The sequence below is a fragment of the Pseudomonas edaphica genome, assembly GCF_005863185.1.
Taxonomy (GTDB): domain Bacteria; phylum Pseudomonadota; class Gammaproteobacteria; order Pseudomonadales; family Pseudomonadaceae; genus Aquipseudomonas; species Aquipseudomonas edaphica.
This window is the reverse complement of the sequence record NZ_VBVZ01000010.1, coordinates 1-14355: the sequence shown is the minus strand read 5'-3', so window position 1 is coordinate 14355 and position 14355 is coordinate 1. Positions and strand designations below refer to the sequence as shown.

At 61.6% G+C, this 14355-nt stretch carries 13 protein-coding genes; 7 read left to right on the top strand and 6 right to left on the bottom strand.

The window, feature by feature from the left end:
- Positions 1–55: 55 nt before the first annotated feature.
- From FEM54_RS01450 to FEM54_RS01430, 5 genes are all read right to left on the bottom strand, one after another.
- Positions 56–499 carry a hotdog fold thioesterase gene (locus FEM54_RS01450; protein WP_138449178.1) on the bottom strand — a complete coding sequence of 148 codons (444 nt, stop codon included), beginning with the start codon at positions 497–499 and terminating at the stop codon, positions 56–58.
- A gap of 30 nt (positions 500–529) precedes the next feature.
- Positions 530–2179, bottom strand: coding sequence for an AMP-binding protein (locus FEM54_RS01445; RefSeq protein WP_138449176.1), 1650 nt, complete (start codon positions 2177–2179; stop codon positions 530–532).
- Positions 2180–2265: 86 nt separating this feature from the next.
- Positions 2266–2715: a phosphohistidine phosphatase SixA gene (sixA, locus tag FEM54_RS01440; RefSeq protein WP_017134464.1), complete on the bottom strand. Its 450-nt coding sequence runs from the start codon at positions 2713–2715 to the stop codon at positions 2266–2268.
- Positions 2712–3059 (bottom strand): DUF4389 domain-containing protein, encoded by a 348-nt coding sequence (locus tag FEM54_RS01435; RefSeq protein WP_017134465.1) that lies wholly within the window; start codon positions 3057–3059, stop codon positions 2712–2714. Before FEM54_RS01435 ends, sixA begins: the two co-directional genes overlap by 4 nt.
- A gap of 11 nt (positions 3060–3070) precedes the next feature.
- Positions 3071–4096: an NAD(P)H-dependent glycerol-3-phosphate dehydrogenase gene (locus tag FEM54_RS01430; protein ID WP_099549019.1), complete on the bottom strand. Its 1026-nt coding sequence runs from the start codon at positions 4094–4096 to the stop codon at positions 3071–3073.
- A 193-nt stretch (positions 4097–4289) separates the two neighbouring features.
- Between FEM54_RS01430 and FEM54_RS01425 the strand changes: the two genes are divergently transcribed.
- From FEM54_RS01425 to fabB, 5 genes are all read left to right on the top strand, one after another.
- Complete coding sequence (locus FEM54_RS01425; RefSeq protein ID WP_099549020.1) at positions 4290–6410, top strand: TonB-dependent receptor plug domain-containing protein; 2121 nt, start codon at positions 4290–4292, stop codon at positions 6408–6410.
- Between the two features lies 1 nt (position 6411).
- Positions 6412–7341: an ABC transporter substrate-binding protein gene (locus FEM54_RS01420; protein ID WP_026013477.1), complete on the top strand. Its 930-nt coding sequence runs from the start codon at positions 6412–6414 to the stop codon at positions 7339–7341.
- Entirely contained in the window at positions 7338–9239 is a 1902-nt protein-coding gene (locus FEM54_RS01415) for an ATP-binding protein (RefSeq protein WP_138449174.1), read from the top strand. The genes FEM54_RS01420 and FEM54_RS01415 overlap by 4 nt, the downstream gene beginning before the upstream one ends.
- 249 nt (positions 9240–9488) lie before the next feature.
- On the top strand, positions 9489–10004 hold the full coding sequence (gene fabA, locus FEM54_RS01410; RefSeq protein ID WP_003210552.1) for a 3-hydroxyacyl-[acyl-carrier-protein] dehydratase FabA: 516 nt from the start codon (positions 9489–9491) through the stop codon (positions 10002–10004).
- Positions 10005–10015: 11 nt separating this feature from the next.
- The gene (gene fabB, locus FEM54_RS01405; RefSeq protein WP_017134470.1) at positions 10016–11236 is read left to right on the top strand and encodes a beta-ketoacyl-ACP synthase I; all 1221 of its coding nucleotides are present in this window, start codon (positions 10016–10018) and stop codon (positions 11234–11236) included.
- Between the two features lie 176 nt (positions 11237–11412).
- Here fabB and FEM54_RS35220 read toward each other — a convergent pair whose 3' ends face one another.
- The gene (locus FEM54_RS35220) at positions 11413–13038 is read right to left on the bottom strand and encodes a methyl-accepting chemotaxis protein (RefSeq protein ID WP_138449172.1); all 1626 of its coding nucleotides are present in this window, start codon (positions 13036–13038) and stop codon (positions 11413–11415) included.
- A gap of 205 nt (positions 13039–13243) precedes the next feature.
- On the opposite strand from FEM54_RS35220, the gene FEM54_RS01395 reads away from it, so the two are divergent.
- Both FEM54_RS01395 and FEM54_RS01390 read left to right on the top strand, forming a co-directional pair.
- A complete protein-coding gene (locus FEM54_RS01395; protein ID WP_099549021.1) occupies positions 13244–13660 on the top strand; it encodes an OsmC family protein in 417 nt (138 codons plus the stop codon).
- Between the two features lie 64 nt (positions 13661–13724).
- On the top strand, positions 13725–14355 hold a 631-nt coding region (locus tag FEM54_RS01390), incomplete at its 3' end, for a pirin family protein (RefSeq protein ID WP_138449170.1).

The window sequence follows — 14355 nt, the reverse complement described above, 5'->3', positions numbered from 1 at the left end:
TTAAGCCGTACAGCAATGACTGTAACCGCCAGGAATGATGACACTCACGCCACGCCTATCGTGCAGGTGGGTTCTCGCCCAACGGCACCACGGCCATGGTCAGGCGCGACACACAGCTGGCTTTGCCATCGTCGCTGGTCAAGCGAATGTCCCACACCTGAGTGGTACGGCCGATATGAATCGCCCGTGCTACCGCCCTCACCCGCCCGCTGCGCACACCACGCAAGTGGTTGGCGTTGACCTCAAGGCCCACGCAATAGAACTTGCTGGCATCAATGCACAGGTAAGCCGCCATGGAGCCGACGCTTTCGGCCAGCACCACCGACGCGCCACCGTGCAGCAGGCCGTACGGCTGGTGGGTGCGATGGTCGACCACCATGCTCGCGGTCAGCGACTCGTCGTCGAAGCTTTCGAAACGGATATCCAGCAGTTCACCGATGGTGTTTTTCTGGATGGCGTTGAGTTGCTCGATATTCGGTTGGGTGCGCCACAAGCTCATGAAGTCGTCCTTATTGGTTTTATTACGGTCCTAATCCTGCCACACAATCGGCTCACTGCGTTCGCTCCAGGCCGAAAATTGTGCACCGTAAGTCGACTCGATCACGTTGCGTTTTATCTTTAAGGTCGGCGTCAAAAAGCCGTTTTCCACCGCCCAGTTGTCTTTGACCACCACCAGTTGGCGCAAACGTTCATGCTTGTCCAGTGCGCTGTTGACCTGTTCCAGCCAGCGTTCCAGGCTGCTGCGCAGTGTCTGTCGGTCCTGGCTGCCAGCCGACAACACGCATAAGCCCATCGGCGCCAGCAAGCCATCGCCGACTACACACACCTGTTCGATGCGTGCATGTTCAGCCAGGCGGTTTTCGATCGGCGCCGGGGCCACGTACTTGCCCTTGCTGGTTTTGAAGATCTCCTTGAGCCGCCCGGTCAGGCGCAGGCGGCCATCGGCGTCCTGCTCACCCTTGTCGCCCGTGCGCAGGAAGCCATCGTCAGTGAGGGTTTCGGCGGTTTTCTGCGGGTCCTTGAAGTAGCCGAGCATGGTCGCGCCACTGCGCACCTGCACTTCACCCATCGGGTCGATGCGCACCTCGACACCGGGACACGGCAAGCCGATCCAGCCGAGCGTCTGTTGGCCAGGGCGGCATACATGGGAATAGCCGCAGCTTTCGGTCATGCCATACACCTCCAGCACATCCAGGCCCAGGCGTTGATACCAGCGCAGCAGGGCCTCGGGCACCGGGGCTGCGCCGGACAGCGCGATGCGCAGTGCATCCAGGCCCAGCCCGGCCAGCACTTTGTGGCCGACGCGCTTGCCGATAAAAGGCAGGCGCAACAGGGTATCGAGGCGTTTTTGCGGGATTTTGGCGTAGACGCCCATCTGGAACTTGGTCCAGATACGCGGCACGCCGAACAAGGCTGTGGGCCGCGCCCGGCGCAGGTCGGTCAGAAAAGTCTCGAGGTTTTCGGCGAAAAACACAGTTTGCCCGGTATAGATCGAGGCCAGCTCGACAAACATGCGCTCCGCCACATGGCACAGCGGCAAGTACGACAGCAGCCGGTCGTCCTCGCCCAAGCCAAATATCTCTGTGCCGCGCGTGGCCGCAAATCCAAGGGCGCCAAAGGTTTGCATCACGCCTTTGGGCAGGCCGGTCGTGCCGGAGGTGTAGACGATGGTTGCCAGGCTTGCGGCATCCGGCGCGGGGTTGTCCTGGATCGGCGCATTGGCTTGCAGGTCTGCCCAGCTGAAATCAAAGTCGCCGGCCGGGCACAACGGCAAGCTGATGGTCGGCAACCCGGCCGGGATGCCGGGCGCCATCGCAGGCCAGTCATCCAGCTTGCCGATCAGCACCAGCGCCGCCTCGGAATGCGTGAGCACATGGTTGACGGACTCGGCCGTGAGGTTGGGGTACAACGGCACCGACACATGCCCGGCCATCCAGATCGCCAGGTCGGCAATGATCCAGTGCGCACAGTTTTTCGAGATCAGGGCAATGTGCGAGCCTTGGGGCAATTCCCGGGCGCGCAACCAATGCGCGGCGCAACGGGCCTGATGGCCGACATCGCCCCAGGTGAGCGTCTGCACCTCGCCGCCGCCGATGGGTTGCACCAGAAAGGGTTTGCGCGGGTGTCGCGCTTCACGTTCGAAGAAGACCTGCAACGGCAAACGAAAAGCGACAGGCATGGGACGCGCTCCTTTGTGATCCGATGATAGCCAACCAAGCACTTGCTTGGTTGACTATATAGCACACAAAGTCGCGATTGCTTTTCCTACGGATGCTTCACACTGACCAGGCTCATCAGCCCTGCCAGCGGAAAATCGCCTTCCAGCTCCGCCAGGCTGGCGGTGTGCATCGGCTCTGGCTGGCGCTGGTGACCATGCTGCAAAAAGCTGATCAGGCTGCCCACCAAGGGTTGGTGGCTGACCAGCAGCACGTTGTCATCGGTGTCGAGCTTTTCCAGCACTTGCAGCGGGTTGCCCTCAGGCGTCAACCACGGCACCGTGCGCACCTGCGGCTCGAACCCCAGTGCACCACGCACCAACTGCGCCGTCTGCTGCGCCCGCACATAAGGGCTGGCGATAATTGCACTGATGGGCTGACCAATCAGATGCGCAGCACTGCGCAACACTTCACCACGGCCATGCTCGGTGAGGTTGCGCTCGGCGTCGGTGCGCGCATGCCCTTCGGCTTCACCATGGCGCAAAATCCATAGCTTCACAGCTTTGGCTCCTCATCACGCACCGGGTGCGGCGCTGGCGGCACGCTGTGGGCGGCTTCGCCTTCGGGTGCACGCGGGGTTGGCCAATCGGCGAACGGCCAGGGTTTCTGCTCGGTGTGAAAGCTGCCGAAACGGCCGATCTGCGCCAGGAACTGGCTGAGGCTGTCGCCAAAATTCATCAGGCCCAGGTTCGGCGCGCCGTAGATCAGGCGATAAATCAGTTGCACCACCACCAGCGCACCGAGCAGGAACTGCGCCACTTGCCACACCAGGGCAAACACCAGCATCCACAGGACGCGCAGCAGGATGGACTCGTATTTTGGGGTGTCTTTAGGATCGTTCATGTGCGCGTTCCTCAGTTGAAACCGCTGGTGGAAATGAAGTCGACGTCAGTCTTGGGCTCGGCGCGCATCAGCACCTCGATCACCTGGTCCAAGGTGCGCCCTTCAAACAGGATCGCATGCAGGCCGGCGACCAGCGGCATGTACACACCGACTTCCTGGGCCTTGGCCTTCAACACCTTGAGGGTGTTGACGCCTTCGGCGACTTCGCCCAGGCGCGTGACCGCGTCTTCCAGGCTCAGGCCCTGGCCGAGGGCGAAGCCGACTTGATAGTTGCGGCTTTTGGGCGACGAGCAGGTGACGATCAAGTCACCTACGCCGGCCAGCCCGAGGAAGGTCATCGGGTTGGCGCCCTGGTTCACGGCAAAGCGGGTCATCTCCGCCAGCGCGCGGGTGATCAGCATGCTTTTGGTGTTCTCGCCCATGCCCAGCGCCACGGCCATGCCGGCGATGATCGCGTAGACGTTTTTCAGCGCCCCGCCCAGCTCGACGCCAAAGCGGTCGCCACTGGCGTAGACGCGGAAGGTACGGCCATGCAGCACGGCCTGCACACGTTCGCACAGTGCTTCGTCTTCACTGGCCACCACCGTGGCGGTCAGCGCGTGCTCGGCGACTTCCCGTGCCAGGTTCGGCCCGGACAGCACGCCGATGCGCGCCTGCGGGGCGATCTCGGCGAGGATTTCGCTCATCAGCTTGAAGGTCTGCGCCTCAATGCCTTTGGTCAGGCTGACCAGCAGCTTGCCGGCCAGGCGTTCAGCGTGGGGCGCCAACACCGAGCGCAAGGCGCTGGAAGGCAGCGCGACAAAGCACAGGTCACAGTCGGTCAGCGTGGCCAACAGGTCGGTGACCGGCTCCACCGCCGGATGAATCTTGATGCCTTTAAGGTAACGGGGGTTTTCCCGATGCACGCGGATGGCCTCGGCCTGCTCGGGATCACGCATCCACTGGCGCACCGCGTGGCCGTTCTCAGCCAGCAGGTTAGCCACGGCGGTACCAAAACTTCCGCCTCCCAGGACCGCAATAGGGCGCTGTTCAGTCATATGCAATCCGTTAATCCTTACATGGCGATGGCGGCATTATACGGGGCGACCCGCTTGCGGCCAGCCCCCGCGTCAATTCGTGCGCTTGTCGGAAAATGCCACACTTGTGTGAAGTAATTGCAAGTCCCACGACTGGCAAATGGCCCCACCTCAGTTAACATGGGCGGCTATCCGTAATTATCAAGGCTGCACCGTGCATCTGGGCCATCCTCCTCGCTCATCTCTGTTGCTGATATTGCTGTGCAGCACAGCTGCGCTGGCGGATGACCTGTTTCTCGACAGCCAGCCACTGCCGCAAGTGTTGACCGCCACACGCCTCAAGCAATCGGCCGCGGCCGTGCCCGGCAGCATGACAGTGATCGACAGCGAGCTGATCAAGGCCAGCGGCGCACGCGACATCGCCGAACTGCTGCGGCTGGTGCCGGGGATGATGGTCGGCTACACCACCGGCAACCAGGCGGCGGTGAACTACCACGGCACCAGCGCCAGCGACGCGCGACGCATGCAGGTGTTGATCGACGGGCGCTCGGTGTACCGCGCGGGCCTGGCCACCGTGGACTGGAGCGACATCCCGGTGGCCATGGAAGATATCGAGCGCATCGAGGTGTTCCGTGGCCCCAACACCGTCAGCTACGGCGCCAACGCACTGATGGCGGTGGTCAATATCCTCACGCGCTCACCGGCCAACAGCCACGGCTCGCGGATTAAAGTCATCCGTGGCCAACGCGGCATCAACGACTATTACGCCAGCCAGGGTGTGGGCTGGGAAACCGGTGACTTGCGCCTGTCCTTGTCCGGCCAGCAGGACGATGGCTTTGACAGCGACGCCGTCGGTGCCGACCGTCGTGACGGCCGCCGCCTCAACCGCTTCAGCCTGGCGGTGAGCCAGACCCTGAATGCGCAACAGAGTCTCGATTGGCAATTTGATGCTAAGGAAGGCACCAACCAGCGTCCTTATACCTACCTGCCGGTGTTCGCCGGGATTACCGAAGGCGGCACCAATTCCGATGCCGTCGCCAAGGACTATGCCGGGTCGTTGCGCTGGAACTTCGACTTCAACCCCGAACACAGCCTGTACATTCAAGGCTCGGCCCAGCAATGGGACCGCCAGCAGGTCTGGAAAGCCTGTGACGCCAAGGTCTCGTTCAGCCCGGAACTGACGCAGTTGTGGCAGTTGAACCCCAACTATGCCGAACGGTTGGCGCGGCACATGGACACCTACAGCCAGGGCGTTGCACCACCCGGCAGTGCCGCCGAACAAACGCTGGGCAACCAGGTGCTCGACCAGTGGCGCAACGGCGCTAACCAAAGCGTGTGCGGCGACATCGACCAAAGCACCCGCGAAAGCCGCTACGACCTGGAGATTCAGGACACCCTGAGCCTGTCCGATAGCCTGCGCCTGGTCAGCGGCATGAACTACCGTTACGACCGCGCCGACTCCGACACCTACTTCAACGGCACCCTAGACGACACCACCTGGCGCTTGTTCGGCCACCTGGAATGGCGCGCCAGCGAACACTGGCTGCTGCAAGGCGGCGCCATGTACGAAGACACCCACCTGAGCGGCAACTCGCTGACGCCACGGGTGGCGGTCAACTACCTGATCAACCCGCGCCACGGCTTGCGGGCGGTGTACTCCGAGGCGATTCGCTCGCCGGACATGTTCGAGAACAACGTCAACTGGAGCTACCGCGTCACCAATTTGAGTTCCCCGACCTACGGGCAGAACTCCGGGCAATATTTTGTGGTAACGCGAGGCCCCGGCAACCTCGATAAAGAGTTGATGCGTTCACGAGAGCTGGGCTACAACGGCTTCTTTGCCGATTTCGGGTTGAATGTCGACGTGAAACTGTTCTACGACGAAATCACCGAGATGATCAGCTCGCCGCTGCGCAACAACCAATACATTGCCAGCAACGCCAACAGCGCACGGTTCACCGGCGCCGAATCGCAGTTCGACTGGCGCATGAGCAATACCGACCGTCTGCGCCTGACCTATGCTTACGTCGACGCCGCTTCCAGCAACCCGCTGGACAAGGCGCAAACCGCGCGCAACAGCGGCTCGGCCGGTTGGCTGCGCGAGTGGGGCCACGGCTGGTCCAGTGCGCTGTTCTACTATGGCGACGATGCGCTCAACCAATATCGCTTCGAACGGGTCGACCTGCGGGTGGCCAAGCGCATTGCCCTGGGCAAAGCCAATGTGGAGCTGGCCGGCATGTTGCAACAACGCCTCGATAACCAGCCCACCACCTGGGCCGATAACAACTACGACAGTCGCCATGTCCTGTATTTCAGCGCGGAGCTGGAATTCTGACATGGGCGCTCAGTCACGGATGACCCCCTTCTTTATCTCTCGGCTCTGGCGCCGCGCCTTGCTGCTGGTGTGCCTGTTGCTGACCGCGCCGGCGTGGAGCGCCGATATCCTGTTGACCGCCGCCGAAGACGGTGCCGGCGTTCAGGCATTTACCCAGGCCCTCGCCCAGCAACGCCCCGAAGACCAGGTGAGCTTTGTCCCGCTCAAAGACTTGCCCGCGCCGAGCCAGTTGCCGCCCGGCACGCGCCTGATCCTGCTGGACCTGCCCGGCCTCGACTGGCGCCTGCAGGATGACCAGGGCCCGCCGACCCTGGTGTTGCGCATCAGCCGCTTACAGGCACGCCAGCGCCTGGGCACCACCCACCCGGCAAAAATCAGCCTGTTGTGGAGCGACCCGCCGCTGGCACGCCAACTCAAGCTGATCGCCAACATCCTGCCGCAGGCCCAACGCATCGGTGTGCTCTATGGCAGCGACAGTGAGTTCCTGCTGCCGGAGTTGCGCGAGTATGCAGCGCCCATGGGCCTGGAAATCGTGGCGCAACGCTGGGACAACATTAACGACAGCCGCCCGTTGCAAAACCTGCTCAAGAACAGTGACGTGCTGCTCGGGCTCGACGACCCGCAGTTGTACAACCCGAAAACCGTGAAGAACCTGTTGCTCAGCAGCTACGCCCAGCAACTGCCGCTGGTGGGGCCCAACGCCGGGTTCGTCAAGGCCGGCAGCCTGGCCAGCACCTACAGCGACCAGGCCGACTGGCTGGCGGTGCTCGACCGGCTGCTGGATCATCCGCCAGCCAACTGGCCACGCAGCCTGTACCCGCAACACTTCAAAGTCGTGGGCAACCCGCAGGTCGCGCGCTCACTGGGGATCGAACAGGTGGACGAAACCGCCGTCGCCGCCCGCCTGGCCGAAGGAGAAAAACGCCCATGACCTTGCGCCGTCGTTGGGACATCAACACCCGCACCCAGCTCATCACCCTGGGCCCGGCGCTGTTGCTGACCTTGCTGTTGATCAGCTTCTTTACCTTCGTGCGTATCCAGGACCTGCGCCAGGAACTCGACCACACCGGCCAGTTGATCGCCAACCAACTGGCCCCGGCCACGGAGTACGGGGTGATTTCCGGCAACAACGATGTGCTCGAAAGCCTGCTGCGTGCCACGCTGGCCACCCCGCATGTGCGCTTCCTGGAGATTCAGGACAGCACTGAGAACATCCTGGTGTACGTCGAACAACCTTCGGAAAAACACGACCGTTCGCTGTCGGTGAAAGTGTTCCAGGCGCCCATCCGCTTACAGCATATCCAGCTGGGCAATGACTTTTTCCAGGACAACCTCAACGAACCCAAGGCGCCGCGTGCCGATTACCTGGGCCGGGTGATCGTCGGCATGTCCAACGACGCCTTCAGCCAGCGCCAGCAGGAGATTCTGTTCAAGGCCGGCATCCTCGCACTGTTCGCCCTGCTGTTTACCTTCCTGCTCGCGCGACGCCTGGCCGCGAGCCTGTCGCAGCCGATCAGCGCCATGGGCCACGCGGTAAAAGCCATCCAGCAAGGCGACTACAAGACACCGCTGCCGATTGTCGATGATTCGGAGCTGGGCGACTTGTCGCGGCACATCAACAACCTCGCCGAAGGCCTTAACCAGGCCAGCCGCGAACAGCACCAGGCCATGGCCCAGTTGATCCAGACCCGCGAAGAAGCCGAACGGGCCAACAACGCCAAGTCGGACTTCCTGGCGATGATGAGCCACGAGTTGCGCACGCCCATGAACGGCGTGCTGGGTATGCTGCAACTGCTGGAAACCACCGAGATGACCGAGGAGCAGACCGAGTACGCGGCGCTGGCCTCGGAGTCCACCGAGCACCTGCTTAAAGTCATCAACGACATCCTCGACTTCTCACGTATCGAACGCGCCGCGCTGGAGCTGGAACATATCGCCTTCAACCTGGCGGACCTGATCAACAGTTGCGCCCAGGCCTTCCAGCACAGCGCACAGCAGCGTGGGTTGAGCCTGGAATTACCGATTCCGCTGGGCATGGACGCCTTGCGCGTGAGGGGTGACCCGACGCGTATCCGCCAAATCCTGGTGAACCTGATCGGTAACGCGCTCAAATTCACCGAGCACGGCAGCGTCACCGTCGAGCCCCATTGGCAAACTCTCGACCATGAACTGGTGTGGTTCACCTGCACGGTGCGCGACAGCGGCATCGGGATTTCCGCTGAACGCCTGGAGCTGATGTTCGATGCGTTCCAGCAGGCTGACAGTTCCATTTCCAGACGTTACGGCGGCACCGGCCTGGGCCTGCCTATTGCTCGCACGCTGGCCGAACGAATGGGCGGCACGTTGCGCGCGCAAAGCCAGGAAGGCCGTGGCTCGGTATTTACCCTGGAAATTCCACTGGCCATCGACCAGCACAGCTTGCCGGCGATCGCCCTGGACGCCGAGGGCAAGGCCAGCGCGGGTGATGGCCGCCATGTGTTGCTGGTGGAAGACAACCCGGTCAACCGCACCGTGGTCGAGGCCATGTTGCGCAGCCTGGGCTTTGAAGTGAGCCTGGCCACCGATGGCGCCGAGGCAATCCGCAGTGCCGAGAGCCTGATTTTTACCGCGATCCTGATGGATTGCCGCCTGCCGCTGATCGACGGCTACGAAGCCACCCGGCGGATTCGCCAACTGCCCGGCTGCGCCCACCTGCCGATTATCGCGTTGACGGCCAACGCCTTGCAGGGCGATCGCGAAGCCTGTCTGGCAGCCGGAATGAACGATTACCTGGCCAAGCCGTTCAAACGCACGGATTTGCAGCAAATACTGCAGCGCTGGGTGCAATAGCGCCGCGCCATCAACCAACTGCGACTGGCGCGAGAGACGAAAGTGCGGCAGTCTTAGGCACCCAAACGGGCCGATAAACAGGCTCGGTTTAAAATTTCAGTGAACAAGTGTACATTGAGTACCTTGACGCTGTGACTTTCACTACAACGCAATAGTCTATGTGTAGGCTGCCGGTATGAGGCATGAACGCTTCATTCGGTCCGGGAAGATTTACCCTGCCCTGCCGCATGGGATTATTGAGGAGCTCGCATGACCAAACAAAACGCCTTTACTCGGGAAGACCTGCTGCGCTGCAGTCGCGGTGAGCTGTTCGGCCCAGGTAACGCGCAACTGCCCGCCCCGAACATGCTGATGGTGGATCGCATCACCCATATCAGCGAAGAGGGTGGCAAGTACGGCAAAGGTGAATTGGTCGCCGAGCTGGATATCACCCCTGACCTGTGGTTCTTCGCCTGCCATTTCGAAGGCGACCCTGTGATGCCGGGCTGCCTGGGCCTTGATGCCATGTGGCAACTGGTCGGTTTCTACCTGGGCTGGCAAGGCCTGCCAGGTCGCGGCCGCGCCCTGGGTTCGGGCGAAGTGAAGTTCTTTGGCCAGGTCCTGCCGACTGCCAAGAAAGTCACCTACAACATTCAAATCAAGCGCGTCCTCAAGGGCAAGCTGAACCTCGCTATCGCCGACGGTTCGGTGACTGTCGACGGTCGCGAGATCTATACTGCCGAAGGCCTTCGGGTCGGCGTATTCACTTCCACTGACAACTTTTAAGGGTTATCCGCATGCGCCGCGTCGTTATCACTGGTCTGGGCATTGTTTCTTGCCTGGGCAATGACAAAGAGACCGTCACCGCTAACCTGCGTGCAAGTCGCCCTGGCATCCGCTTCAACCCGGAATATGCCGAAATGGGTCTGCGTAGCCAGGTTTCCGGCTCCATTGACCTGCCCCTCGAAGAACTGATTGATCGCAAGATCTATCGCTTCGTCGGCCACGCTGCCGCTTACGCTTACCTGGCCATGAAAGACGCCATTGCCGATTCCGGCCTGAGCGAAGACCAGGTTTCGAACGTACGCACCGGCCTGATCGCCGGCTCCGGCGGCGCATCGACCCTCAACCAGATGGAAGCGCTGGACATCCTGCGCGAAAAAGGCGTGAAGCGCGTTGGCCCGTACCGCGTAACGCGGACCATGGGCAGCACTGTTTCGGCCTGTCTGGCCACCCCGTTCCAGATCAAGGGTGTGAACTACTCGATCTCCTCCGCCTGCGCCACCAGTGCTCATTGCATCGGTACTGCGGTCGAGCAGATCCAGTTGGGCAAACAGGACATCGTATTTGCCGGCGGCGGCGAAGAAGAACATTGGAGCCAGTCGTTCCTGTTCGACGCCATGGGCGCGCTGTCCACCCAGTACAACGAAACCCCGGAAAAGGCCTCCCGCGCCTACGACGCCAAGCGTGACGGCTTCGTCATCGCCGGCGGTGGCGGCATGGTGGTGGTCGAGGAGCTGGAACACGCTCTGGCCCGTGGTGCAAAAATCTACGCGGAAATCGTCGGCTACGGCGCTACTTCCGACGGTTACGACATGGTTGCGCCGAGCGGCGAAGGTGCCATTCGTTGCATGCAGATGGCCATGTCCACCGTGGACACCCCAATCGACTACCTGAACACCCACGGCACTTCGACTCCGGTCGGCGATGCCAAGGAAATGGAAGGCGTGCGTGCGGTATTCGGTGACAAGGCTCCGGCCATCAGCTCCACCAAGAGCCTGTCGGGTCACTCCCTGGGCGCCGCCGGCGTTCACGAAGCGATCTACTGCCTGCTGATGATGGAAGGCAACTTCATGGCCGGCTCGGCCAACATCGACGAGATCGACCCGGTCGTCGCCGATATGCCGATCCTGACCAAGACCGTTGAAAACGCAAAAATCGACACCGTGATGAGCAACAGCTTCGGCTTCGGTGGCACCAACGCCACCCTGGTACTGAAACGCTGGCAGGGCAAGTAAGCCCCGCAGGTTGATCACCTGGAAAAGCCCCGACTGGTTCGGGGCTTTTTTGTGGGCAATGGAATGAGACCGAGTCGCCTTCATCGCAGGCAAGCCAGCTCCCACATATGACGGTGTTCGCCATTCAACATGTGGGAGCTGGCTTGCCTGCGATAGCGTCACCTCGGTCCCAAGCCCTACACCGAAAACCGCGCCACCATGGTATTCAGGTCCACCGCCAACCGCGACAACTCCTGGCTCGCCGCACTGGTCTGGTTAGCGCCCGTCGACGTCTGATGCGCCAGGTCGCGAATATTCATCAAATTGCGATCCACCTCCCGCGCCACCGCTGCCTGCTGCTCCGAGGCACTCGCAATCACCAGGTTGCGCTCGTTGATCAAGGTAAAGGCCGACGCAATCTCCTCCAACGCCGTGCCCGCCGACTTGGCGATATCCAACGTAGAGCGCGCCCGCGTATTGCTCTGCTGCATCGAACTGACAGCTTGATCGGTGCCTTGCTGAATCCCGCTTATCATCAATTCTATTTCCTGAGTCGACTGCTGCGTGCGATGGGCCAGTGCCCGCACTTCATCGGCCACCACCGCAAACCCACGTCCGGCATCGCCCGCGCGCGCCGCTTCGATCGCGGCATTCAGCGCCAGCAAGTTGGTCTGCTCGGCAATCGAGCGAATCACATCCAACACCTTGCTGATGCCATAGACCTTCTGCGCCAAGTCCTCAACCTGGGTCGCGTTGGATGTGACGTCATCGGCCAGCGCTTCAATCGACACCACTGTCTGATGCACCTGCTCGCGCCCACGCTGGGCAATGCGGTCAGACTCGCGGGACGCCTGTGACGTGGCCACCGCATTGCTCGCCACCTCCTCCACCGCCGCGGTCATCTGGTTGACCGCCGTGGCCGCCTGTTCAATTTCCTGGTTCTGCTGGTGCAAACCACGGGTCGCATCTTCAGTCACACAACTGAGTTCTTCAGAAGCCGAGGCCAATTGGTTCGAAGACTCGGCAATCCGTCGAATGGTGTCGCGCAGGTTCTCCTGCATGCCCTTGAGCGCCTGCTGCAAGCGCGCGGGTTCATCGTTGCCGGTTACGTTGATCTCACCAGTGAGGTCGCCGCCTGCCACGCCCTGGGCAACCTTCAGCGACTGCGCCAACGGCAGCACGATGCTGCGGGTCAGCCATACCGCCAGGCCAATGGTGATCAATGCTGTGAGCACTATCATGCCAACCACCCATGTGCGCGATTGGGTGAACACGCTCTGCGCGAGGTTCGCGGCCTGGTTGGCACTGGCCTTGTTCAAGGCGACCAGGTCGTGCAGGGTCGCGGCCATCTCATCGGCCAGTTGATTCATCTCCCCATTGACGATCCTGATCGCATCCTCCAGCTGGTTGGCCTTGGAAAACGCCATCACCTGCTCCTGACGTTGCAGGTATTGCTGCTCCTGGTTTTTGAAACGATCAAACAGTACACGCTCTTCGGGCAGTACGATCAACCCTTCGTAGAGCGTCTGCGCATGGTGCAGGCCGTTTTTCAGGTCGGTGAGCTTCTGTTCGTTCTGCGCCAACGCCTGCGGGTCACGGTTGACCACCAAACGCAGGGTGAGGGCACGCACCCGCAACAGGTCCTGGCTCATCTCCCCCACCGCCATCACGCTGGGCAGCCAGTTGTTCTCCACCTGATCGGACTGCTGGCGCATATTGGCCATCTGCAGCAGGGCGAAGCCGCCCAGGGCAAACACCATCAATGCCAGCACGCCAAAGCCTAAGCCTGCGCGCGGGGCGATATTCAAACTACGGATACTCATGCCTGGATTCCTTCCGAATGCGCTGCATCCACCTGCAGCAGGTCTCCTGAAAGGTATCGGCCCTTTGTCGCGTTTGCGTAAGACGAAAACGCGATATCAACGCGCTTGGCAATCGCGCGGGCAGCCATTGGAAAAAACACGGAACACTGAAGTGCCAGCATGCTCTATAACTGCATGACCTTTTACTGCCCTCGTGAGGTTTGCCATGCCTGTTACCGTCAATACGCTTAACCACGACAACTTTCGCCACAGCGTGAACATCAACAACCACGAACTGTTCACCGACCTGCCCAAGAGCCTGGGCGGTGATGATTCGGCGCCCTCGCCCCACGATTATTTCGACGCCGCCCTGGCCTCGTGCAAGGCGCTGACCGTCAAGCTCTACGCGCAGAAAAAAGACATCCCGCTCACCGGCGTCACCGTGGAAGTTACCCACGACAGCTCAGAGGAGCAAAAAGGCAAGTACAAGCTCAACGTCAAGCTGACGCTCAAGGGCGTACTCAGCGATGAGCAGCGCGATGAACTGCATCGCGTCGCCGATAAGTGCCCGGTACACAAGCTGATGACCACCGCCGACGTCACCATCGAAACCAAACTGTCCGAAGGCGCTTTCAGCCAGTAGCCCCAACCTCCCGTCGAGCGGGTTATGCTCAGTAGCACCTAACCCGCTCAGACAGGGACGCCCCATGACCACCCTCACCGTGATCCGCCCGCGCGCCGAAGACGTCGAAGGCCAGCCGATCCTGCGACCGCTGCCGTCACGCGAATGCCGCAGCGTCGGGCCTTTTGTGTTTTTCGACCATATGTTGTCGACCCGCTATGCACCCGGCACCGGCATGAATATCCGCCAGCACCCGCATATCGGGCTGTCCACCCTCACCTACCTGTTCGAAGGCGCCCTGCAACACAAGGACAGCCTGGGCTCGGACCAGGTAGTGCAAGCCGGCGACGTCAGCTGGATGACCGCCGGCAGCGCAATTGCCCACGTCGAGCGCACGCCCGAAGCCCTCAAGGCCAGTGGTTTCAGCCTGCACGGCCTGCAGGTGTGGCTGGCCTCGCCCAAGGACCATGAAACCGGGCCGGGCCACTACAGCCATCACCCGGCGGCAAGCCTGCCGGTGAGCGATAACCTGGGCGTGCAGATTCGCCTGATCGCAGGCGCGGGCTTCTGCCTTAAATCGCCGGTGCCGGTGCTGTCGCCTACGTTATATGCCGAGGTGCAGATGCACACGGCCACGACGCTGCTGATCCCGGATGAGCATGAGGAGCGCGCGGTGTATGTGCTGGACGGCGAGGTGCAGTTGGACGGTGAGGCAG